The organism is Streptomyces sp. NPDC003248 (assembly GCF_055563235.1).
In genome coordinates this window covers 116,455-138,598 of the sequence record NZ_JBVHDT010000004.1, presented here as the reverse complement: position 1 = coordinate 138,598, position 22,144 = coordinate 116,455, and the positions used below count along the sequence as shown (strand labels likewise).

The 22,144-nt window shown below is 75.8% G+C and carries 16 protein-coding genes; 12 read left to right on the top strand and 4 right to left on the bottom strand.

Features of this window, described 5'->3' with window-relative positions; all coding sequences use genetic code 11:
* Positions 1-23: 23 nt before the first annotated feature.
* The 3 genes from ACZ3KJ_RS12300 to ACZ3KJ_RS12290 all read left to right on the top strand — a co-directional run bounded on the left by ACZ3KJ_RS12300 (position 24) and on the right by ACZ3KJ_RS12290 (position 2,707).
* Entirely contained in the window at positions 24-824 is an 801-nt protein-coding gene (locus tag ACZ3KJ_RS12300) for a polysaccharide deacetylase family protein (RefSeq protein ID WP_467526458.1), read from the top strand.
* Positions 824-2,008 (top strand): YncE family protein, encoded by a 1,185-nt coding sequence (locus ACZ3KJ_RS12295; protein WP_467526457.1) that lies wholly within the window; start codon positions 824-826, stop codon positions 2,006-2,008. The genes ACZ3KJ_RS12300 and ACZ3KJ_RS12295 overlap by 1 nt, the downstream gene beginning before the upstream one ends.
* A 75-nt stretch (positions 2,009-2,083) precedes the next feature.
* A complete protein-coding gene (locus tag ACZ3KJ_RS12290) occupies positions 2,084-2,707 on the top strand; it encodes an ADP-ribosyltransferase (protein ID WP_467526456.1) in 624 nt (207 codons plus the stop codon).
* A gap of 6 nt (positions 2,708-2,713) precedes the next feature.
* Here the strand turns inward: ACZ3KJ_RS12290 and ACZ3KJ_RS12285 are convergent, their stop codons facing one another.
* Entirely contained in the window at positions 2,714-3,349 is a 636-nt protein-coding gene (locus ACZ3KJ_RS12285; RefSeq protein WP_467526455.1) for a GNAT family N-acetyltransferase, read from the bottom strand.
* Positions 3,350-3,407: 58 nt separating this feature from the next.
* Between ACZ3KJ_RS12285 and ACZ3KJ_RS12280 the strand changes: the two genes are divergently transcribed.
* Both ACZ3KJ_RS12280 and ACZ3KJ_RS12275 read left to right on the top strand, forming a co-directional pair.
* Positions 3,408-4,322, top strand: a complete 915-nt coding sequence (locus tag ACZ3KJ_RS12280; RefSeq protein ID WP_467526454.1) for a helix-turn-helix domain-containing protein — start codon at positions 3,408-3,410, stop codon at positions 4,320-4,322.
* A 48-nt stretch (positions 4,323-4,370) separates the two neighbouring features.
* Positions 4,371-4,583, top strand: coding sequence for an EF-hand domain-containing protein (locus tag ACZ3KJ_RS12275; RefSeq protein WP_467526453.1), 213 nt, complete (start codon positions 4,371-4,373; stop codon positions 4,581-4,583).
* A 41-nt stretch (positions 4,584-4,624) separates the two neighbouring features.
* On the opposite strand, the gene ACZ3KJ_RS12270 is transcribed toward ACZ3KJ_RS12275, so the two are convergent.
* Both ACZ3KJ_RS12270 and ACZ3KJ_RS12265 read right to left on the bottom strand, forming a co-directional pair.
* Positions 4,625-5,467 carry an ABC transporter ATP-binding protein gene (locus ACZ3KJ_RS12270; RefSeq protein WP_467526452.1) on the bottom strand — a complete coding sequence of 281 codons (843 nt, stop codon included), beginning with the start codon at positions 5,465-5,467 and terminating at the stop codon, positions 4,625-4,627.
* Positions 5,464-7,338, bottom strand: a complete 1,875-nt coding sequence (locus ACZ3KJ_RS12265; protein ID WP_467526451.1) for a 2-isopropylmalate synthase — start codon at positions 7,336-7,338, stop codon at positions 5,464-5,466. The genes ACZ3KJ_RS12270 and ACZ3KJ_RS12265 overlap by 4 nt, the downstream gene beginning before the upstream one ends.
* Before the next feature lie 225 nt (positions 7,339-7,563).
* Here ACZ3KJ_RS12265 and ACZ3KJ_RS12260 point away from each other — a divergent pair, with 225 nt between their 5' ends.
* Both ACZ3KJ_RS12260 and ACZ3KJ_RS12255 read left to right on the top strand, forming a co-directional pair.
* Positions 7,564-8,250 carry a FadR/GntR family transcriptional regulator gene (locus tag ACZ3KJ_RS12260; protein WP_467526450.1) on the top strand — a complete coding sequence of 229 codons (687 nt, stop codon included), beginning with the start codon at positions 7,564-7,566 and terminating at the stop codon, positions 8,248-8,250.
* Between the two features lie 87 nt (positions 8,251-8,337).
* On the top strand, positions 8,338-9,000 hold the full coding sequence (locus tag ACZ3KJ_RS12255; RefSeq protein WP_467526449.1) for an NADPH-dependent F420 reductase: 663 nt from the start codon (positions 8,338-8,340) through the stop codon (positions 8,998-9,000).
* 240 nt (positions 9,001-9,240) lie between these two features.
* On the opposite strand, the gene ACZ3KJ_RS12250 is transcribed toward ACZ3KJ_RS12255, so the two are convergent.
* Positions 9,241-9,798, bottom strand: a complete 558-nt coding sequence (locus tag ACZ3KJ_RS12250; RefSeq protein WP_467526448.1) for a glycoside hydrolase family 25 protein — start codon at positions 9,796-9,798, stop codon at positions 9,241-9,243.
* A 200-nt stretch (positions 9,799-9,998) separates the two neighbouring features.
* Between ACZ3KJ_RS12250 and ACZ3KJ_RS12245 the strand changes: the two genes are divergently transcribed.
* From ACZ3KJ_RS12245 to ACZ3KJ_RS12225, 5 genes are all read left to right on the top strand, one after another.
* Complete coding sequence (locus tag ACZ3KJ_RS12245; protein WP_467526447.1) at positions 9,999-13,352, top strand: BTAD domain-containing putative transcriptional regulator; 3,354 nt, start codon at positions 9,999-10,001, stop codon at positions 13,350-13,352.
* A gap of 556 nt (positions 13,353-13,908) precedes the next feature.
* Positions 13,909-16,893, top strand: coding sequence for an AfsR/SARP family transcriptional regulator (locus ACZ3KJ_RS12240; RefSeq protein ID WP_467526446.1), 2,985 nt, complete (start codon positions 13,909-13,911; stop codon positions 16,891-16,893).
* A 204-nt stretch (positions 16,894-17,097) separates the two neighbouring features.
* On the top strand, positions 17,098-18,477 hold the full coding sequence (locus tag ACZ3KJ_RS12235; protein WP_467526445.1) for a ricin-type beta-trefoil lectin domain protein: 1,380 nt from the start codon (positions 17,098-17,100) through the stop codon (positions 18,475-18,477).
* 25 nt (positions 18,478-18,502) lie between these two features.
* Positions 18,503-20,716 (top strand): AfsR/SARP family transcriptional regulator, encoded by a 2,214-nt coding sequence (locus tag ACZ3KJ_RS12230; protein WP_467526444.1) that lies wholly within the window; start codon positions 18,503-18,505, stop codon positions 20,714-20,716.
* 62 nt (positions 20,717-20,778) lie between these two features.
* A complete protein-coding gene (locus tag ACZ3KJ_RS12225; protein WP_467526443.1) occupies positions 20,779-22,104 on the top strand; it encodes a S8 family serine peptidase in 1,326 nt (441 codons plus the stop codon).
* The last annotated feature ends 40 nt before the right edge of the window (positions 22,105-22,144 follow it).

Here is a 22,144-nt window from a genome sequence, read left to right as displayed (position 1 = left end):
TTTTGTAGCCCTATGCCCCTTAAATGGTGCGGGTGACTTCGACCGACCGCCGAGCCGCGCTCCGGGCGGGCGCCGGGATCGTCGCAGGGAGCGCGTTGGCGGCCGCGTGCGCCCCGGCCGCCCCCTCCTCCGGCGCCGCCGCCCGCCCGGTTCCCGCATCCCCCGCTCCCGCCACCACCCCCGCTCCCGCCCCGGCGGCCCCCGCCCCCCGCGCCTACCCCGGCCACCCCGCCCACATCACCCACGGTCCCCGCGACCGGCCCCGTGTCGCCCTCACCTTCCACGGCAACGGCGACCCCGCCACCGCCCGTGCCCTCCTCGCCGAGGCCGAGCGGCACGGCGCCCGGGTCACCGTGCTGGCCGTCGGCACCTGGCTGGAGGAGCACCCCGCCCTCGCCCGCCGGATCCTCGACGGCGGCCACGACCTCGGCAACCACACCCACCGCCACCTCGACATCAACGCCCTGCCCGCGGCGGAGGCGGAGCGGGAGATCACCGCGTGCGCGGACCGGCTGCGCGCGCTCACCGGGTCCATCGGCACCTGGTTCCGCCCCTCCCGAGCCGCCCGCGCCTCCCCGGCCGTCGCGGCCCTGGCCCGCCGCGCCGGCTACCCGCACGTCCTCTCCTACGACGTCGACTCCCTCGACTTCACCTCCCCCGGCGGCCCCGCCGTCGCCCGCACGGTCCTCGACGGCATCCGAGGCGGATCCGTCGTGAGCCTGCACTTCGGGTACGCGGACACCGTCGCCGCGCTCCCCGCCGTCCTGGCCGAACTCCACCGCCGCGGTCTGCGCGCGGTCACCACCACGGAGCTGCTGAGCTGATGCACCGCACGACTGTGACAAGCGCCCTGCTCGCCGGCGCCGCCCTCACCGCCCTCGCCGCCTGCGGCACCGCACCCCGGGCCGGGACCGGGAAGGCGGCGCCCGAGGCCACCGGGACCACGGTCCCCGCCCCGACCCGGAAGGCGGCGGCCCAGGGCCTGCCCGGCATGCCCCCGGTCCTCGACCCCGAGGACGTCTACGCCGCCGACCGCCCGGGCCGGCTCTCGCCCGTGGTCAAGGGCTTCCCGTCCCGCGTCTACGTCCCCAACACCGAGTCCGACACCGTCTCCGTCATCGACCCGGCGACGTACCGGGTGATCGAGACCATCAAGGTCGGCCGCCAGCCCCAGCACGTCGTGCCCTCCTGGGACCTGAAGACCCTGTGGGTCAACAACAACCGCGGCCACACCCTCACCCCCATCGACCCGCGGACCGGCAAGGCGGGCGCGGAGGTCGAGGTGCACGACCCGTACAACCTCTACTTCACGCCCAACGGCAAGTACGCCGTGGTCATGGCCTCCCTCGACCGCGAGCTGGTCTTCCTCGACCCGCACACCATGAAGCGGATGAAGGCCGAACCGGTCACCTGCTACGGCGTCAACCACGCCGACTTCTCCGCCGACGGCCGCTACTTCATCGTCTCCTGCGAGTTCAGCGGCGAGATCCTCAAGGTCGACACCGAGAAGATGCAGGTCGTCGGGCAGCAGCAACTGCCCTTCGAGGGCGCGATGCCGCAGGACGTGAAGATCTCACCGGACGGGAAACGCTTCTACATCGCCGACATGATGGCCGACGGCATGTGGGTCCTGGACGGCGACAAGTTCACCGAGCCGACCCTCCTGCCCACCGGCAAGGGCTGCCACGGCCTCTACGTCGGCCGCGACTCCCGCGAGATGTACATCTCCAACCGGGGCGAGGGCACCGTCTCCGTCTTCGACTTCACCCGCGGCCGGCTGACCAAGAAGTGGAAGCTGCCCGAGGGCGGCAGCCCCGACATGGGCGGTGTCTCCGCGGACGGCAAGGTCCTGTGGCTGTCCGGGCGGTACGACGACGAGGTGTACGCCATCGACACCCGCACCGGCGTCCAACTGGCCCGCATCCCGGTCGGCGCCGGCCCGCACGGCCTCGCCGTCTACCCGCAGCCGGGCCGCTACTCGCTCGGCCACACCGGCATCTTCCGCTGACCGCAGGTCAGTTGACACGCCACGCACGGGTGAGGGTCCACAACCCGCCGCCGCGGAACCGGGATCGTCCCCCGCATGATCACCACTCGTGCGCGGCGGCGGGCAGCCGCCGCCGTCCTCTCCCTGGCCACCGTCCTCGCCACCGCGGCGGCCGCCGTCCCCGCGACCCCGGCCGCCGCGGAACCGCGCGCCCAGGTTCCGGCCAAGGCCGCCCCCGCCTGCCCCCTCTTCGACGACAAGCTGAAGGCCGCCGCCGACCGAGGCGTCGACCTCGGCCGGATCACCCCCGCCCCGGTCTGGCGCACGACCTGCGGCACCCTCTACCGCAGCGACGGCCGCGGCCCCGACACCGTCTTCGAGGAGGGCTTCCACCCCCGGGACGTGGTCGACGGGCAGTACGACATCGAGAAGTACGTCCTGGTCAACCAGCCCTCCCCGTACGTGTCCACGACGTACGACCACGACCTGTACAAGACGTGGTGGAAGTCCGGCTACAACTACTACATCGACGCCCCCGGCGGCATCGACGTCAACAGGACCATCGGCGACACCCACCGCTGGGCGGACCAGGTCGAGGTCGCCTTCCCCGGCGGCATCGACCGGAAGTACATCATCGGCGTCTGCCCGGTGAACAAGACGACCAAGGTCGAGATCATGAGCGGCTGCCAGAGCAACCCGCACTTCGAGGCCTGGCACTGAGCCCGCTCACCGGCGGGCGGTGAGCAGCGCCTCCGCCCCGACCTGACGGTAACCGGCCGCCTGGAACGCCCGCGCGCTGCGGGCATTCCCCGGCGTGACCTGCGCCCACAGCGGCTCGTCGACGAGACGGCGGGCCGCGGCCACCAGCGCCCGGCCCAGCCCCCGGTGCCGTACGCCCTCATCCACCTCGACCGACACCTCCAGCCGGCCGGCGACCCCGCGGCCCAGCACCAGCACCCCGCCGTCCGCCGTCCAGGCCCGTACGTCGTCCCGCCGCCGGCGGGCGTAGACCACGCGGGGATGGTCCGCGTCCTCGATCTCCGTCAGCCCCGGCGGCGGCCCACCCGGCAGCGGGGAGCCGACCAGGAGCGCGTCGACGTTCTCGCAGGCGCGGCCCGTGCGCTCCATGAGCGCCGTCAGGAACCGCGGGCTCATGGGCGCCGCCAGGGCGTCGCCCTCCACCGCCGCCAGCGCCTCGCGCACCCACCGCGGATCCTCGTCGGTGAAGACGACGGAGTGCGCCGTGAACGCCAGCACACCCGCGTCCCGGGGCGCGTGCTGCGGCACGACCGTCGTCCCGCCGTCCGCCGGCGGGAAGACGCCCCGCGCCGCCGCGTCGAGAATGTCCCGCAACGTCTCCACCGTGCTCCTCGCCCCGCTCCTTGAGTCTCCACCCGCTGGAAGGCCCAGACTCACACACATGATCGACGACGGCACCGGACTTCTCACCATCGGCGAGCTGGCCCGCGCGACGGGACTGACCGTGCGCACCATCCGCTACTGGTCCGACGAGGGCGTCCTCACCCCGGTCACCCGCTCCCCGGGCGGCTACCGCCTCTACGACGCCGAGGCCGCCGCCCGCCTGGAGCTGATCCGCACCCTGCGCGAACTGGGCCTCGGCCTGGACCACGTGCGCGCGGTGCTGGCCGGGGAGACCACGATCGCGCAGGTCGCGGCCGCGCACGTGGCCGCCCTCGACGCGCAGATCCGCTCGCTGAAGGTGACCCGTGCGGTGCTGTCGACCGTGGCGCGACGCGGCTCGACCGCGGAGGAGATGACCCTGATGAACAGACTGGCCCGCCTGTCGGCGGCCGAACGACGGCGGATCGTCGAGGAGTTCCTGGCGGAGGTCTTCGACGGCCTCGACACCGCCGACCCCGACATCCGCACCCGGCTGCGCTTCCACGCCGCCGAACTGCCCGACGACCCCACCCCCGAGCAGGTCGACGCCTGGGTGGAGTTCGCCGAACTGATCCAGGACCCGGAGTTCCGGGTGCTGATGCGGCAGATGGTCGAGTTCAACGCCGCCGACCGGAAGCCCGGGGTCCCGCCCGGCACCTCGCTGTGGTTCATGAGCCGGCTGTTGCAGCTCGCGGGACAGGCCCTGCGCGACGGCGTCACCCCGGGTGCCCCGGAGGCCGACGGCATCCTGCGCGGCCTCCTCGGCGACGCCGACCGGGCCGCCGTACGGGACCGGCTGACCCCGGTCGCCGACCAACGGGTCGCCCGCTACCGGAAGTTGTCGGCCGTCGTGAACGGGCTGGAGGGGCAGTCCGCGTACGAGGAGGAGTTCGCGTGGGTGGTCGCCGCGCTCCGCGCCCACCCGGACCGTTAATCTGACCTGCGTCAGCACGGCAGCAAGCTAGGAAAAAGGGGCGGATCGGTGGCCGACATCGAAGAAGCGCGCGCGCAGTTCCAGCGGATCGACACGGACGGTGACGGATTCATCACCGCCGCCGAGTTCAAGACCGCCCTCGCCCAGGGCGGCGACTGGAACGTCACCGAGTCGGTCGCCGAGGCCGTCATCAAGAGCCGCGACCTCAACGGGGACAAGGTCCTCTCGTTCGACGAGTTCTGGGCGTACCTCGACAAGTGACGCGCGGGGGAAGGGGGGCACCCGGCGGGTGCCCCCCTTCGTCATGCGGTGCCGGTGCCGGTGCCGGTGCCGGTGCCCGTGCCCGTGCCCGTGGTGCGCACGGTCCACCGGCCGCCGTGCCGGGCCAGGACCAGCGGCAGGCCGAAGCACGCGCCGACCAGGTCGCCGGTGAGGACGTCGGCCACCGGGCCCTGGGCGAGCGCACGGCCGTCGCGCAGCAGCAGGGCGTGCGTGGTGCCCGGCGGAAGCTCCTCCAGATGGTGCGTGACCAGGACCGTGGCCAGCTCCCGGTGGTCGTGGCGCAGGGCGTCGAGCGCCTCGACCAGCCGCTCGCGGCCCGGCAGGTCCAGGCCGGTCGCCGGTTCGTCCAGCAGCAGCAGCCGGGGCCGCGGCATCAGCGCGCGGGCGATCAGGGTCCGGCCGCGCTGGCCCTGCGACAGGGTCGGCCAGCGGGCCTCGCGGTGGCCGGTGAGGCCCAGGGTGCGGATCAGCCGCTCGGCCCGCGCCTCCTGCTCCGGGGTCGGGCGCCAGCGGGGCAGCGGCGCCACGGAGTTGGTCGCGCCCGTCAGGACGACGTCCCGGACCCGCAGCGGCTCGGTCAGCGGATGACGGGGGTCGACGTGGCCCACGTACGCCCGCAGCTCCCGGACGTCCACCCGGCCCAGCCGCCGCCCGAGCACGTCCACCGTGCCGCGCGTGGGGTGGGTCCGGGCGCCGAGCAGACCGAGCAGGGTGGACTTCCCGGCGCCGTTCGCCCCGAGGAGGGCCCAGTGCTCACCGGCCCGCACGGTCAGCGACACGTCCTGGAGCAGGGGCCGCCCGTCCCGCACGAGGTGGACGTCCCTGGCCCGCAGGACCTCCGCCGGCGGTGTCCCGGTCGTCATCGTGCCGCCCGGTTCACCGCGGACAGCACGGCGTGGACGGAGGCGGCCGGCCCGGTCGGACCCTGGCCGGCGCCCCAGACGGTGACCCCGTTCACCCGGCACCGGGCGAAGGCCGTCCGGGGGGCCGGTCCGCCGGTCGCCGTAGCCGCCGTGGCTGCCGTGGTCGCCGTGGTCGCCGTGGTCGCCGTGGCCGTGCCTGTCGTGGAGGCCGCGGAGGGCGTGGAGGCCGCGGAGTCCGCGGTGGCCGTCCCGGCCGGAGCGTCCCGGCCGGTCTCCGTCAGGTCCAGCACCTCGACCGTGAACCCCGCGCCCGCCAGCGCGTCGACGAAGGCGGACAGCGGCCCCGCGCCGGTGCCCTCGTGGTCGCCGGCGCGGTCGTCGCCGTGGCGCAGGGTGCCGGCGAAGCGGTGCACGCCCGGCGCCTGCCGGTGCGTGGACCAGGCGTCCAGCCGGAGCTCCCCGTCCGCCAGGTAGGTGGCCCGGAACAGCTCGTACAGCTCCTTCGGGGTGGCCTCCCGCCCGCTGTCGTCCGTCGCCTCCTGCACGACCCGGGAGAAGTCCGGCCGCATCGCCGCCGGCAGGTCGATCCCGTGGTGCGTGCGCAGCAGGTACGCCACCCCGCCCTTGCCGGACTGGGAGTTGACCCGGATGACCGCCTCGTACGAGCGGCCCAGGTCGGCCGGGTCGATCGGCAGGTACGGCACCGACCAGGGCGCCTCCCGCTCCGGCAGCCCCAGCTCGGCCGCCCTGCGGGCGTGATGGGCGAAGCCCTTGTCGATGGCGTCCTGGTGCGTGCCGGAGAACGCCGTGTGGACCAAGTCGCCGGCGTACGGATGGCGGGGGTGGACGGGCAGCCGGTTGCAGTGCTCGACCGTCTCCCGGACGGCGTCGATGTCGCCGAGGTCGACCATGGGGTCGACGCCCTGCGCGTAGAGGTTGAGGGCCAGGGTCACCAGGTCGACGTTGCCGGTCCGCTCGCCGTTGCCGAACAGACAGCCCTCCACCCGCTGCGCCCCGGCCAGCACGGCGAGTTCGGCGCAGGCCACTCCGGTGCCGCGGTCGTTGTGCGGGTGCACCGAGAGGATGACGCGGTCGCGGCGGGCCAGGTGCCGGTGCAGGTACTCGATCTGGTCGGCGTAGACGTTGGGGGTGGCGATCTCCACGGTCGCGGGCAGGTTGTGGGTGACCGGGCGGTCGGGGCTCGCGTCCCAGAGTTCGGTGAGGCCGTCGCACAGCTCCAGGACGAAGTCGGGTTCGGTGAGGTTGAAGGTCTCCGGGGAGAACTGGAAGCGGACGCCCGGGTCGTCGCCGGCCCGGCGGGCCATGTGCGTGGCGGCCTCGCGGACCGTGCGCCACACCTCCTCCCGGTCCCGGCCGAGCACCACCTCCCGCCACACCGGGGAGGTCGCGATGTACAGGTGGACGACGGCCCGGGGCAGCCCCTCGATCGCCTCGAAGGTCCGGTCGATCAGCTCCGGCCGGGCCGGGGTGAACACGACCGGCGTGACGTCGTCCGGCACGGCGCCGGCCGTCACGAGGTGCCGTACGAAGTCGAAGTCGGTGCGGCTGGCCGACGGGTAGCCGACCTCGATCTCCTTGAACCCGGTGGCGACCAGCAGGTCGAAGAAGCGGCGCTTGCGCGGGGTGTCCATCGGCTCGGCGAGCGCCTGGTTGCCGTCGCGCAGGTCGACGGGCACCCACAGCGGGGCGCGTTCGAGACGGGCGGAGGGCCAGCTCCGGTCGGCGGCGGGGACGCTCACCCGCTCCTGGAAGGGGCGGTAGCGGTGGTGGGGCATGGGGCTGGGACGCTGCGGGTTCCACGGCGGGGCCGGGGTGGGGGACGGGCCCCGGGACGGAATGACGGTGGACATCTGGGTTCGCTGCCTCGGTCTCGGCCGGATCGGCCGGTTCGGTCGGACGGTGACCGGCAGCACGGCGACCCGCGGCGGGGTGCCGGTCGCGTCAGGCCCCGCCGCGGCAGCCGAGAAGAAGGAGACCGCGGAACGTCATGGCCGGTACGCTAGCGACTCCTCAGGTCCTCAGACAAGTGAGAATCGTCGTGAAGCCCGTCGTCCCGTGTGCAGGTTGGTGAAGTGATGTCCCTCGGCCCCGTCCGCCCCAGTCCCCTGGTGGAGCAGGTCGTGGAGCGGCTGCGCGCCCGCATCGCCGGCGGGCAGTGGCCGGTCGGCACCCGCCTGCCCGGCGAGACCACCCTCGCCAAGGACCTCGGCGTGGGGCGCTCCACGGTCCGCGAGGCGCTGCGCGCGCTGGCCGGCGCCGGGCTCGTACGGCCGCGCCAGGGCTCGGGCGTCTTCGTGATCGCCACCGAGCCGGCCGAGGACTGGCCGGCCCGGCTGCGGCGGGCCGCGGTCACCGACGTGTACGAGGTCCGGGCGGCCCTGGAGGTGCACGCGGCGCGGCTGGCCGCCCGGCGCCGCACCGCCGAGGACGTCGCCGCCGTCGAGGCGGCCCTGGCCGGACGGCGCGCGGCCGCGGACGCCGACGACACCGCCTTCGTCGACGCCGACATCGCCTTCCACGCGGCGGTGGTCGCCGCCGCCCACAACCCCGTCCTGGCCGACCTGTTCACCGAGTTCGTGCCCGTCCTGCGCGAGGGCCTGGTCGACCTCCTCGCCCTCACCGGCCTGCGCGACCACGACCCGGGCACCGGCGACGAGGCCCACGAGAGCCTGCTGCGGGCGGTCGCCGAGGGGGACGCGGAGCGGGCGGCCGAGGTGCTGGCACGGGAACTGGAGGACCCGTTCGGCGCGGGCCCGGAATAGCGGGCGGTCCCGAGGGGTTCACCCACCAGATGCATGCGTATGCATGCGTCGCGCACGTGCAGGTGAGTCACTCTGGAAGGGTCTGTCATGAAGATCGGCATCATCGGCGCCGGCAACATCGGCGGCAATCTCACCCGGCGGCTGACCGCCCTCGGGCACGAGGTCTCCGTCGCCAACTCCCGGGGTCCGCACACGCTCAAGGAGCTCGCCGAGGAGACGGGCGCGACCCCCGTCGAGGCGGTGGAGGCGGCCCGCGGCGCGGAGATCGTCGTCGTCACCATCCCCCTCAAGGCGATCCCCGACCTCCCGGCCGGCTTCCTGGACGGCGCCGCCGAGGGCGCGGCGGTGATCGACACCAACAACTACTACCCCCGTCAGCGCGACGGCCGGATCGCGGAGATCGAGGACGGGGGCATCACCGAGAGCCGCTGGACGGAACGGCGGATCGGCCACCCGGTGATCAAGGTCTTCAACGGCACCTACGCCCAGGACATCCTGGACCGCCACCGCCCGGCGGGCGCCCCCGACCGCATCGCCGTACCGGTGGCCGGCGACGACGAGGCGGCGAAGGCGAAGGTCCGGGCCCTCGTCGAGGAACTCGGCTTCGACACGGTCGACGCCGGCGGCATCGACGACTCCTGGCGCCAGCAGCCGAACACCCCGGTCTACGGCCTGCGCGCCGGGGTCGCCGAGGTCACCGAGGCACTGGCGCAGGCGAGCCCCGAACGCACCCCGGACTTCACGGGCTGACGCGCACCGCCGCCGGGCCGCACCGCCGGGCCCGGACTGCCCGGGTCGTACCGCCGGGCCTGGGCCGTCCGGGTCGTACCGCCGGGCCCGGGCCGTCCGGGTCGTTCCGCCGGGCCTGGGCCGTCCGGGTCGTAGCGCCGAGTCCGGGCCGCCCGGGTCGTACCGCCGTTCCCGGGCCGCCCGGGTGCCGCTGAGCCCGCGCCGCCCGGCGGGGGCGACCGGCCCCGGCCGGCCCGGTCCTCAGTCCGGTGTCGCCCACGCCCGTAGCGCCGCCCGGCTGGCGAAGTCCGCCACGTTCCTGTCGACGGGGTCGTCGGTGTGCTGGTGGAAGCGCCAGTCGGCCTTGATGCGGGGCTCGCCCGCCGTGACGTAGTCGGCGATCCACAGGCCGTCGCCGGCGTACGAGGTGTCGTCGACGTTCAGCCAGTAGTTCCGGTTGCAGTAGAGGATCACCCGGTGGTGCGGCCTCAACTGCTTCACCTTCCGGATGAAACGGTCCTTCTCGGCGTTGCTCGCATGGGTGCCCTCGCCCGTCGTCTCCCAGTCGACGGCGAGGATGTCACCCGCGCGCTCCGGGGCCTTGGAGAGGAAGTGCTGCGCCTGGGCGGTGATGTTGCCGGGCCACAGGAAGTGGTAGAAGCCGACGACGAGTCCGGCCTCGCGGGCGTGCTTCGTCTGGGCCGAGAGTTTCGGGTTGACGTACGTGCGGCCCTCCGTCGCCTTGATGAAGACGAAGGAGATGTCGTCCGTGTCGAAGGAGGAGGACTGGTAGGCGCTGACGTCTATGCCACGGAGCATGCTCAACTCCCGTGATTCTGGGGCCGGATGAGGACTTACCTGATGCCCCGAGGCGCGTCGGCGGAACCTGCCCGTCCGCCTCTGTCACCCGTCCGTGTCGCTGCCGCCGTCCCGGTCCGGCCCGGGGACGCCCGCCGGCGGGAAGGGCGTTTAGTTTTCGTTGAGGAGCCGCGTACGCCGCTCGGGTAGATTCCCGCAGCGTGCTGCGTATCCGAGTGCTGGGTTCCATGGGTGCCGACGTCGGGGGGAAGCCGGTCGATCTGGGACCCCCACGGCAACGGGCCGTCCTCGCGCTGCTGATCGCGGCCCGCCAGGGCGTGGTCTCCGTCGACCGCATGGCGGACGACCTGTGGCGCGGGGCGCCACCGGCCAAGGCGTCCGTGTCCCTGCACGCCTATGTGTCGAACCTGCGCCGCCTGCTCGAACCCGAGCGGCCCCCGCGCACCCCCGCCTCCGTCCTGATCACCTCCCCTCCGGGGTACGCGCTGCGGCTGCCGCAGGACGCGGTGGACGCCTGGCGCTTCGAGGCCCTGGTGAGCCGTGCGCGTCGCGTGCCGGCCGCGCAGGCACGCGAGCTGCTCGCCGAGGCACTGCGGTGGTGGCAGGGTCCCGCCTTCATGGAGCACGCGGACGAGACGTGGGCCGCGCCCGAAGTGGTCCGCCTCGGCGCGCTGCACGCCGAGGCCCGCGAACTCGCCGTCGCGGCCGACCTCCGTACCGGGCACGCGGCCGAGGCGGCGTCGGCGGCCGAGGTCCTGGTGCGGGAAAGCCCGTTGCGGGAGGAGGGATGGCGACTGCTCGCGCTCGCCCACTGGGCCGACGGCCGGCAGGCGGACGCCCTCGTCTCGCTCCGCCGTGCCAGGGCGGTGCTGCGCGACGAACTCGGCTGCGATCCGTCGCCCGCCCTGGCCGAACTGGAGCACGCGGTCCTCTCCCAGCGGCTCGACGTGCTGCGCGCGGCCGGCCCGACACCGCCGCCGGCGATCGCCGTGCCCGCCCAGGCCCCGGCCGGCGCGCCCGGAGGCCGGCACGACCTCTTCGTCGGCAGGAGCGACGAACTGCGCGCCGTGGACGCCGCCGCACGGGCGGCCTGGCGCGCGGGCGACATGGTGCTGGTCACCGGGGAGGCGGGGGCGGGAAAGTCCGCCCTGCTCGGGCGGCTCGCCGACGGCTTGCGGCGCGACGGCTGGACCGTGGTGACCGGCGGCTGCCCGGAGTACGAAGGTGCGCCGCCCGCCTGGGCCTGGGTGGAGGCGCTCGGCGCACTCGCCCGTGCATGCCCCCCGGCGCAGCCCGGGGAACTGGCGGCGCTGCTGCACGAGCCGGACGGCACGGCCGCCACGACGCGCGACGAGGCGACCGCGGGCCTGTTCCGCATGCACCGCGCCTTCGCCGCCTGGCTGCGGGACGCGGCGGCCCAGCAGCCGCTGGCGGTCCTCCTCGAAGATCTGCACCGCGCCGACAGCCAGACGCTCGCCCTGCTCGAAGCGACGGCCGCGGTCACCGGCGTGCCCCTCCTCACCGTGGCCAGTTACCGTCCGGCCGAGGCGGGGGAGCAACTGGCCAAGACCCTCGCCCACCTCGCCCGCCGCCTCCCGCACCGGGTCGCGCTCGGCGGCCTGTCGGCGCGGGACGTCGCCACCGTCGTCGACGCCGTCTGCGGCGAACCCGTGGACGGGACCACGGTGACGGCGATCGCCGAGCGCACCGGCGGCAATCCGTTCTACGTCTGGGAGAGCGCACGCCTGCTGGCCAGCGAGGGCGCCCTGGTGGCCGTCTCCGAAGTCCCCCAGGGAGTCCGGGACGTCCTGCGCAGACGCCTGGCGCTCCTGCCCGCCGGCGCGCGCTCCGCCGTACAGCTCGCGGCCGTCGTGGGACTCGAGGCCGAGGTGGCCCTGCTGACCGACGCGGCCGACGGGGACGAGGACACCGTCCTCGCGGGGCTCGACGCCGCCCTGGCGGCGGATCTCCTGACCGAGCCCGGACCGGGACGGGTCCGCTTCGTGCACGCCCTGGTCCGCGACACGGTGTACACCGACCTGTCCGGCATACGCCGGTCCCGCCTGCACGACCGCATAGCTCAGGAGCTGCGCCGCCACCGCCCGGACGACCTCGCCGCGCTGGCCCACCACTTCGCCCGCTCGGGCCGGACGGCGAACGCGCCCCTGGCCGTCGACTACGCGCTGCGCGCCGCCGAGACGGCCGAGCGGCGGTACGCCCACGACGTGTCCGTCGGGCTGATCCAGCAGGCGCTGGAGGCGCACACCGCGGCCACGGCGGACCCCGACACGCACCCGGACGGCGTGGTCGCCCTTCTGGTGCGGCTCCTGGGCGCGCAGATCCGGGCCGGAGCCACGGAAGCCGCCCAGCACACCCGGCAGCGCGCGGTCGACCTGGCCGTGCGGGCCGGCCGCGACGACCTGGTCGCGGCGGTCTACGGGGCCTGGACCGAACCCTCCCACTGGCGCAGCAGACTGGAGGGCTTCTACGACCGGACCGCGCTGGCCCGCCTGGAACGGCTCGCCGGCGACGACGCCCTGGACGGTCCGACCCGTGCCCGCGTGCTCCAGGTCCTCGTCGACGCGGTGGCGGCCGAGGACCCGCGGCGAGCCCTGGAGGCGGCCGACGCCCAACTGGCCCTGGCCCGGGCCGACGGCGGACCGCGCCTGCTGGCCTCCGCGCTGATGACGTCCGCCCAGCTGCTGCCGCACGAGGTGCACGGCGCCGAGCGGACGCCGCTCGTCGACGAACTGCGCGAGCTCGCCCGGGTCCACGACCTTCCCGCCTACCGCTGGGTGTGCGAGCACCTCGACAGCATGACCGCCGCCACCCGCAACGATCCGGACGCGGTACGCCGGCACACCGCCGAAGGCCTGGGACTCGCGCAGCGCTACCGGATGCGGTGGGCGCAGGCCATCAACGTCATGACCACGGCCATGCTGGCCACGGTCAGGGGACGCTTCGACGAGGCGGAAGCCGGGTACGACGAGGCGGTCGGCCTGTTCCAGCACATCGGGGCGCACTACGCCACGGCCCCCCGCACGCTGGGCCTGTGGGCCATCCGGCTCACGCAGGGGCGGGAGGCCGACATCGCGGCGGCCATCCGGGACCTGCACGCGGTCGTCGGTACCCCCGTCGCCGTGATGCACGCCCTCGTCCTGGCCCGCCTGGGGCGGCTGGACGAGGCGGGGGCCGTCCCCATCGCGCCGCGACCGGTGAGGGACCACCTCTACGGGGTGGAGCTCGACTACCGCTGCGAACTGGCCTTCCGCCAGGGCGACACCGACACCGCGGCCCTGCTGATCGACCATCTGCTGCCCATCCGGGAGCAGTTCGGGGGCACCGCCGGCGGGGCGTACGCGACCCGCCCCCTCGCCCACCCCCTGGGCGACCTCTACCGGCTCGTCGGTGAGGGACAGGCCGCCGCCGACGCCTACGCGCTGGCCGAACGCGTCGCGCTCGCCTGGGACTCGCCCCACCACGTGGCCGCCGCGCGCCGGGCCACGGCGGACCTGTCGGCGGCCTCGGCACGGCGGCGGACCTTCGCGACGTGAGGAACCGCGCGCTGCGGATCCGCGGCCCGGATCCGCCGCCCGGATGCTCCGTGGGGATCCTCCGCCCGGATGCTCCGCAGTGCCGGGGCAGTGCGCGGTAGTGGCACTGTGTCTGGCCCGGATGCTCCGCGCGGCCGGAGCGGTCCGTGGTGGCGGCACTGTGCCTGGCCCGGATGCTCCGCAGTGCCGGGGCAGTGCGCGGTAGTGGCACTGTGTCTGGCCCGGATGCTCCGCGCGGCCGGAGCGGTCCGCGGTGGCGGCACTGTGCCTGGCCCAGACCCTCCGCGCGGCCGGAGCGGTCCGGCGAGCCCACCACGGCGTCGTACGACGTCTCGTCCCCCCTCGCCGCCCCACGGCGCGCGCCCGGTCCCCCCGCCATGTCGGTGCCAAGTCGGTTCCAAGTCACGTCGTCCAGCGTTCGTACCCGCAAGGGATCTGGGTGCGGGACGGTCGTGGACGACGTCGGTGCCGGAGCGGGGAAGGCCAGGGGGACATGCCGACGGGTGTCACAGGGGAGAGCGGGACCGCACCCGAGCCGGGAAGACTGTGGTTCTCCGTGCTCGGGCCGGTCCGTGCCTGGCGCGACGGGGTCGCCCTGGAACTGGGGCCGCCCCAGCAGCGCGGGCTGCTCGCCCTGCTGCTCGCTCGCCCGGGCCAGCCGATGGAGGTCGAGCAGATCGTCGACGCCCTGTGGGGCGACGAGCCTCCCGTCAGCGCGCTCACCCTCGTCTACCGGCACATCGGCCTGCTGCGCAGGACCCTCGAACCCGATCTGCCGGCCCGCCGGTCCGGCGGCTGGCTGCTGCGCGGAGCCGGCGGCTACCGGGTGGACGCCGACGCCGACTCCCTCGACCTGCTGCGCTTCCGGCAGTTGGCCCAGGAGGCCCGGCGGGCGCGGGACGACGGCTCCACGCGGCGGAGCGTGGCGACGTACGTGGCGGCGCTGGCGCTCTGGGAAGGCCACCCGCTCGACGGCCTCCCGCCCTCCATGCACACCGCTCCGGCCTTCAAGGCGCTGGACCGGGAACGCCACACCGTGGTCAAGGAGGCCGCCGACGCGGCGCTGCGCTGCGGCACGATCGGGGAACTGCTCGGGCCGCTGCGCCGCTGCGCCGCCGAACGGCCCCTCGACGAGCCGGTGCACGCACGACTGCTGTACGCCCTGATGGCGACGGACCGGGTGCGGGAGGCGCTGCGCACCTACCGTGCGGTCAAGGCCCGGCTCGCGGACGACCTGGGCATCGAACCGGGCCGGGAGCTGCGTGCGGCGGCCCGGCAGGTCCTCGGCCCGTCCGCCGGCACGCCGGCCGCCCCCGGCGCGGACCTCACCTCGTCCACCGCGCCGGAGCGGCCCGCCCTGCCGCCGGTCACGTACTCCGTACCCGCTCAGCTCCCGCCCGGCCTGCCCGTCTTCGTGGGCCGCAAGCGGGAGCTGGCGCTGCTGCCGGCGCCCTGCGGCACCGCGGCCCGGCCGCCCGAGGCGGTCGTCCTCAGCGGGCCGCCGGGCGTGGGCAAGACCGCGCTGGCCCGCCGCTGGGCGCACCGCGCGGCACCCGGCTTCCAGGACGGACAGCTCTACGCGAACCTGCGGGGCCACACCCCGGGCACCCCACCGACCGACCCCGCCGTGGTGCTCTGCGGGTTCCTGCGCGCTCTGGGTCTGTCGCCGGGGGACATTCCCGGGGACGAGAGGGTCCGGCGCTACCGGGAGGCACTGGCGGGCCGCCGGGTCCTGGTCTTCCTCGACGACGCCCGCGACGCCGCCCAGATCCGGGACCTGCTCCCCGACACGCCCGGCTGCCTCGCCGTCGTCACCAGCCGGGACCCGCTGCGGGAGATCGCGGGGAACGCGCGGGGCACCCGCTTCCTCGGCCTGGCGCCCTTCGACGACGACGAAGCCCGTGACTGTCTCGCCGCGCGGCTCGGCGGTGACCGTGTCGCCGCCGAGGAGGACGCGGTCGGCTCGCTCGTCTCCCTGACCGGCGGACTGCCGCTGGCCCTGGCCGCCGTCGCCGCACGGGCCTCCGCCGGACCGGCCTTCCCGCTCGCCGCGCTGGCCGAGGAGATCCACTCGACGGGCACCGGCCTGGACGCGGTGCCCGAGGTACGGGCGGCCCTCGACACCTCGTACCGCACCCTCTCCCCGGCCGCCGCACGCGTCTTCCGGCTGCTCGCCGCCTGTCCGGGCACGACGGTTTCCACGGCGGCGGCGGCGAGCACGGCGGGGCTGCCGGTGGAGCGGGTCCGCCGGCCGCTCGGCGAACTGGTCCGCGCGGGCCTGCTGACCGAGGGGCCCGGCGACCGGTACCACTGGCTGCGGCTGGTCGGGACGTACGCCGGCGAACTCGCCCGCGCCGCTGAACACGGGGCAGCGGCCGCCGCACCGCGAACCGCCCGGCAACCGGTGCCGGACGGCCGCGCCGGGGGCCCGCGCACGCCCCGGGACGACATCCACCCCGAGGCCGAGGCGTCCCGGCCGGCCCTGCGGCGCCTGCTCGACCACCACCTCCACACGGCGGGCGACGCCCTCGCGCGCCTCTCCCCGAACAGGATCGTCCCCGCGCCGCCCCCGGCCCTGCCCGGAGTCACGGTGATCGAGCACGGGAGCGCCGCCCAGGCACTGGCCTGGTGCGGCGCCGAGCGCCGGGCACTGGCCGACATGGTGAGCCTGGCGTCCCGCAACGGGTTCCACGAGCACACCTGGCGGCTCGCCCGGGTGGCCGAACTCCTCCTCCAGCAGCAGGGGCTGCGGTTCGACGACACCACGCCGTGGCGGTCGGCCCTCGACTCGGCCCGGCACCTGTGCGATCCGGTGGCACTGGCCCACGCGCACGGCTCGCTCGGCGAACTCATCGGGCACCTCGGCCGCCCGGACGACGCCCACACCCATCTGAGCCGGGCCCACGACCTCTTCGGCGCACTGGGAGACCTGCCGGGACAGGCCCTCGTACACCGCAGGTTCAGCCAGGTGTACGAGCGGCAGGGCCTCCTCGACGACGCTCTGAGCCACGGGAAGAGGGCCGTGGAGAAGCACCGGGACGCCGGCGACCCGGTGGGCGCCTCCGGCGCGCTCGTCGCGGTCGGCGGGACGTACCTCCTGCTGGGCGCGCACCGGCAGGCGCTCGCCGTGACGAGGCAGGCCCTCGAAGCGCTGCGCGGCCTCGCCGAGCCGCACGCCGAGGCCGCGGTCTGGAGCGCGCTCGGCCACTGCCACGACGTACTGGGCCATCCCCGCCGCGCGCTCACCGGGCACCAGCGCGCCCTCCAGCTGTACCGGGCGGCCGGGGACGCGCACCACGAGTTCCGCTGTCTGGTCCGGATCGGCGACGCGCACCGTTCCGCGGCCGCCCCGGCTGCGGCCCGCAGGGCCTGGGCGCGCGCGCTCGCGGTACGGGACGCCATGGACCAGGTGGCGCCCGAGGTGAGCGACGCCGCCGACCGGATCCGGTCGAGGATCCGCGCCCTGCCCCCGCGAGGCCGCACCGGCCGGGAACCGGGGGCGCGCACGCCCCTGCGTCTCACGTCGGAGCCGTCGACATGAGAGCGGCACGGGAGGGAGAACCGTCCGCGGAACCCCCACGGTCCCGCGTCCGCGCGGGTCAGTTTCCTGTCACTGGACCGACCTACGCTGGCCCGGGGCGGACGGGCGGACCGTCGCCCCGTCGTCTGCCGGACGGCCCGGGCGTCGCGTCGCGGCGCAGGTGCGCGTACCGCCGGTCACACGTTTGATCCAGGAGAGTGGACTATGAGGGGCGGGGCGACACAACGCTCCGGGGACGCGACCTCGTCTCCGTCCAGCGGCCTCGCGGTGGCGGCGGAGGAGCCGCCGGGAGCGGACGGCGCCGAGGAGCGGGACCCCGCCCGGGGGCACGGCGAGACCGAGCTCGCCGGCCGGACCGCGACCGCCGAACGGACCGCGACCGCCGGCCGGACCGCCGTCCACACCGGAGCACCCTCCGTCCGGACCGAGGAGAACCCGGAGCAGGAGACCGCGGAGCAGGAGGCCCCGGCCGGGGCAGGCGCCACCGTGGGGAGTCCGGCCGCGTCAGGAGCAGCGGCCACGGACACGGACCCGGACCCGGACCCGGACACAGACACAGTCACCGCCGCGTCCCGACGGCCGGCCGCCGACGTCGACGCCGCCGAGCCGGATTCCGGTACGGGCTCCGCCGACGTCGACGCCGCCGAGCCGGATCCCGGTACCGGCTCCGCCGACGGTCGCGCCGAGGCGTCGGGCGGTCGGGCCGAGGGGACGAGCGCCTCCGCACCGGCGGCGCTCGCCGCGCCCTCGGAGGAGGACGGCGGCGCCGGGAACGGCGGTCGAAGGCTCTCCCGTGAAGCGGTCGTCGGCGTCTCCCTGCTGGCTCTCCTGGTGGCCGGGAGTTCCGTCCTCCTGGTCGGCGGGGGAAGCGAGAAACACGAGTCGGAGGCCGCCCGGGCGGCTCAGGGCGACTTCTCGCAGGACAGCGGGGGCAGCCCCGGCGGTGTCCCCGGCGTCGCTCCCTCCACCGCCGCCTCCGCCAAGCCCACCACCGGCACCCGGCCCGCCACGGCCTCCGCGTCGCCGAAGAGCGGCAAGGACGAGCCCGACACCGGTACGAGCCCCGACACCGCCTCCGGCGCCGCCACGCACCCCGCCGCGGCGGCAGCCGCCGCGGCCGCGGCGGGCGGCGACCAGCCCGTCAAGTCCACGGCCTCGACATCGACCACCGCCCGCACCGCGTCGGCCCCGACCGTGCAGTCGGTGGGCCCCCTGACCGGCTCGGCGTCCGGTCGCTGCGCCGACGTCACCGACGGCGCGGCCGAAGCCGGCACCCCGGTCCAGATCTGGGACTGCACCGGCGCCAAGTGGCAGCAGTGGTCCTTCTACTCGGACGGCTCGGTCCGGTCGCTCGGCCTGTGCATGAACGTCGCCCTGGCCTCGGTGGCCGACGGCGCCACCATCCAGATGGCGGACTGCGACGGCGGCTCGGCCCAGCGGTTCCGTCTCACCGCCGCCGGCGACCTGGTCAACGTCCGCGCGGACAAGTGCGTGGACGTCAAGGACCAGCAGACCGCCAACGGCTCCCGTCTCCAGCTGTGGACGTGCGCCGGGACGCAGAACCAGAAGTGGCGACTGGGGTGAGGACCGTGGGGCGGGAGGGCAGGTGATGCGGCAGGAACCCGCGGCGCCGTCCTTCTCCGTGCTGGGGCCGGTGCGCGCCTGGCGTGAGGGTGCCGAGCTGGATCTCGGGCCCCCGCAGCAGCGCGCCACCCTGGCGGTGCTGCTCGTCCGCGTGAAACGGCCCGTTCCCGTCGGCGAGATCGCCGACGTGCTGTGGGGCCAGGGGCAGCCGGTGAGCGCGACCAACGTGATCCACCGGCACATCGGCATGCTGCGCCGTCTCCTGGAGCCGGGACTGCCCAACCGCGCCGAAGGACAGCGGCTCGTCCGGGTCTTCGGTGGCTACCGGCTGCGGGTCGACACCGACGACGTCGACCTGTCCCGCTTCCGTCACCTGCGCGAGCTCGCCCAGAACGCGGACCGCGCGGGAGCCGCGGAGGAAGCCGTGGAGCGGTTCGTCGAGGCCGTGTCGCTGTGGCGGGGGCCGGTCGTCGCCGGCGTCCCGGCCGTCGCCCGCGGCCACCGGGTCTTCACCGTTCTCGAAGACGAGTACGTGGCGGCCGTGCGGGAGGCCGCGGACACCGCGCTGCGGCACGGGCTGGCGGACCGCGTCCTGCCCGCGCTCGAACGCTGCGGCGCCCGGCACCCGCTCGACGAAGGCGTCCTGGCGAGACTGGCCCTGTCGCTCGCCGCCACCGGACACCAGGCCGAAGCCCTGGACGTCTGCCACGCGGCCCGGACCCGGCTCGCCGAGGAACGGGGCGTCACCCCGGGAGCGGAACTGCGCGCCGCCCACGAGCGCGTGCTCCGCGACCTCGCGCACCACCACCCGGTCGACCACCCGGTCACCGCGCGGGCGGAGCGTCCGGGGCCCGGCCGCCCCGCCCCGGCGCCGCGTGAGGGGGACGGCCTCGCGCGCGCGACGCCTCCCCCTCCCGCCGCCGCGACGCCACCGCGGGCCACGGCGGACCACCGGCGGCGCGCGCCGCGGCCGGCGGGCGGGCCGCGGCTCCGCCCGCCCGCGCACGACACCACGACCCGACCGGCGCGGGCCGGCGGCGCGGACGCGGACCGGCGGCTGATCTCGTTCGGCGGTGCCGCGCCCGTCGCTCCGCGCGGGTTGGTCGGACGAGCGGCCGAGGTAGCGCGGCTGCTCGCTGCGGCCGTGGCCGCCGGGCCGGGGGACGAGACCATGACCCTCGCCGCGGTCTGCGGCCAGGCCGGGGTCGGCAAGACCGCCCTGGCGACCGAGGTCGCCCGCCGGCTGACGGACCGCTTCCCGGACGGACTGATCCACGTCTCCCTGCGGGGCTTCGACCCGTCCGCTCCGCCGGTCGCGCCGGGCGAGGCGATCCGCGGCCTGCTCGAGGCGCTGGACGTGCCGCCGGCCCGGCTGCCCGAGGACCGGGACGATCTGGACGCGCACACCGCCCTGTGGCGCAGCGTGCTCTCCGGGCGCCGCTTCCTGCTGCTGCTCGACGACGCCCGCGACGCCGAGCAGATACGGCCGCTGCTGCCCGGCGCGCACGGGTGCGCGGTCCTGGTGACGAGCCGCGACCAGCTCTCCGGGCTGGTCGCCGCGGACGGGGCCCACCGGGTCGTACTGGACCCGCTGACGCCCGAAGGCTCCCTGGAACTGCTGGCCACGCGCGTCGACTCCGGCCGGCTCGCCGCGGACCGCGAGGGGATCGGACGGCTCGTGGAGTGCTGCGGCGGGCTGCCGTTCGCGTTGCGCCTGGCCGCCGGGCGGATCACGGACGTACCCGGGAAGCCGGCGTCGGGAGCCGCGGCGCCCGCCGGGCCCCTCTCCCTCGACGAGGACGACCTGCGGACGGTACGGCGGAGCCTGTACGGCTCCTACCGGACCCTCGCCCCCGACGCGGCCCGTCTGTTCCGGCTCCTCGCCCTCCACCCCGAGCCCGAGGTGAGCACCGGGGAGGCCGCGGCCCTGGCCGGTGTGGAACCCCGCCCGGCCCGCGTCCTCCTGTCGGCGCTCACCGGAGTGCACCTGCTCCACGAGTGCGGACCGGGCCGCTTCACCCTGCGGCCCCTGGAGCGTTCCTACGCGCACGCGCTGGTGCACGAGACCGACAGCGCCCGGGCGCGTGCCGCGGCCGTGCGCCGGCTGCTCGGTCACCTCGTGCGCCCCGAACCGCCGGCCGACCGGCCGAGGCCGCCGCGGCCGTACGGCGCCGGTCACGGTCGTGCGGCCGCCGCGCCGGCCCGTCCGCCGGGTACCGGCGCCTTCCTCCGCGTGTGACCGGAGACGCTCCCGCTCCGGCCGGCTCCGGCCGCCCCGACCCCTGAAGGACTGGACCGCACATGCCCCTCTCCCGGCCGCGCAGGACGGCTCGGCCCACCCTGCTCGCCCACGTCCCCCCGTACGCGGTCCCCGCCGGCCTGTGCGCCCTCGCCCTCACCGTCTGCTCGGCGCCCGTCGCGCGGGCCGACGAGGCGTCACCGGCACCGAGCGCGTCCGCCTCGACCGTACGGCTGCCCGTCGTCCCCGGCTCCCTGGGTTCCGGCGCCGCGTGCACCGGGCCCTCCCCGACCACCATGTCGGTCGTCCCGTGGACCCACGCCGTGCTCGGGCTGTCCGGTGTCCGGGCGTACTCCCGGGGAGCGGGAGTCACCGTCGCGGTGGTCGACTCGGGGGTGGAGCCGGGCGCCCACGGTCTCGGCGGCCGGGTCGAGGCGGTGGGGGACGCCGACGAGGACTGCGTCGGGCACGGCAGCTTCGTCGCGGGCCTCGTCGCGGCGGACGACGACGGCACCGGCGCCGACCTCGGCGGGATGGCCCCGGACGCTCGCGTCCTCGCGGTGCGCGGCACCGACGCGCGCGGCCGGACCGACGCCGGGCTGGTCGCCGCCGGCATCCGCGCGGCGGCCGACGCGCGGGCCGGGGTGATCGCGGTGCCGCTGGCGCTGCCCGAGGGCAGCGAGGAACTGACCGCGGCGGTGCGGTACGCCGCCGGGCGGGACTGCCTGGTGGTCGCGGCGGCGGCGCCCGACACCGCCTCCGACACGACCGACGCCTCCGGCACGACCGGCGCGTCCGATACGTCCGGCACGTCCGGCGCGTCCGGCGCCTCCGGCGGCACGGGGGACGCGGCCCGGCCCGCACGCTTCTGGCCCGCGTCGGACGAGGGGGTGCTCTCCGTCCTGGACTTCGGTCCCGACGGCACCCGCCCCGACGACGCGCCGGAGCCGGACGGGGCCGACCTGGCCGCGCCGGGCGACAAGGTCGTCGGCACCGGTCCGCGCGGCGCGGGCAGTTTCACCGGCACCGGTGCCTCCTTCGCCACCGCCTACGTCGCCGGCGCCGCCGCGCTCGTACGGTCCCGGTATCCGGACCTGAGCGCCGAGGAGACCGCGCAGCGGCTGACCGGGACCGCCTACCCGGCGGACGTGCCCCGCCTGGACACCTATGCCGCACTGACCGTCGTACCGGACGGCGGGCGGGCCACCGCGCCGCGGAAGGCGGCGGCGGGGCGGGTGGTGCTGTCGCTGCCCCGCGAGGACCCGGGGCCGCGCCGGGTCGCCCTGCTCGTGGGGGCGGCCGGTCTGCTGGCGGTGCTGGCGGCGGCCGCCGTCCGGGGCGCGGTCCGCGCCCGGCGCGGTCGGCGCGACAGCGCCGCGCAGGGGTGAGGGCGTCAGCGCACGACGTGGCCCGTCCTGGTGGGGGTCC

What these genes read in the sequence shown, in the direction of transcription:
- ACZ3KJ_RS12300 (WP_467526458.1), top strand. Translation starts at nt 24, where the DNA reads ATGGTGCGGGTGACTTCGACCGACCGCCGAGCCGCGCTCCGGGCGGGC.
- ACZ3KJ_RS12295 (WP_467526457.1), top strand. Translation starts at nt 824, where the DNA reads ATGCACCGCACGACTGTGACAAGCGCCCTGCTCGCCGGCGCCGCCCTC.
- ACZ3KJ_RS12290 (WP_467526456.1), top strand. Translation starts at nt 2,084, where the DNA reads ATGATCACCACTCGTGCGCGGCGGCGGGCAGCCGCCGCCGTCCTCTCC.
- ACZ3KJ_RS12280 (WP_467526454.1), top strand. Translation starts at nt 3,408, where the DNA reads ATGATCGACGACGGCACCGGACTTCTCACCATCGGCGAGCTGGCCCGC.
- ACZ3KJ_RS12270 (WP_467526452.1), bottom strand. Translation starts at nt 5,467, where the DNA reads ATGACGACCGGGACACCGCCGGCGGAGGTCCTGCGGGCCAGGGACGTC.
- ACZ3KJ_RS12265 (WP_467526451.1), bottom strand. Translation starts at nt 7,338, where the DNA reads ATGTCCACCGTCATTCCGTCCCGGGGCCCGTCCCCCACCCCGGCCCCG.
- ACZ3KJ_RS12260 (WP_467526450.1), top strand. Translation starts at nt 7,564, where the DNA reads ATGTCCCTCGGCCCCGTCCGCCCCAGTCCCCTGGTGGAGCAGGTCGTG.
- ACZ3KJ_RS12255 (WP_467526449.1), top strand. Translation starts at nt 8,338, where the DNA reads ATGAAGATCGGCATCATCGGCGCCGGCAACATCGGCGGCAATCTCACC.
- ACZ3KJ_RS12250 (WP_467526448.1), bottom strand. Translation starts at nt 9,798, where the DNA reads ATGCTCCGTGGCATAGACGTCAGCGCCTACCAGTCCTCCTCCTTCGAC.
- ACZ3KJ_RS12235 (WP_467526445.1), top strand. Translation starts at nt 17,098, where the DNA reads ATGAGGGGCGGGGCGACACAACGCTCCGGGGACGCGACCTCGTCTCCG.
- ACZ3KJ_RS12230 (WP_467526444.1), top strand. Translation starts at nt 18,503, where the DNA reads ATGCGGCAGGAACCCGCGGCGCCGTCCTTCTCCGTGCTGGGGCCGGTG.
- ACZ3KJ_RS12225 (WP_467526443.1), top strand. Translation starts at nt 20,779, where the DNA reads ATGCCCCTCTCCCGGCCGCGCAGGACGGCTCGGCCCACCCTGCTCGCC.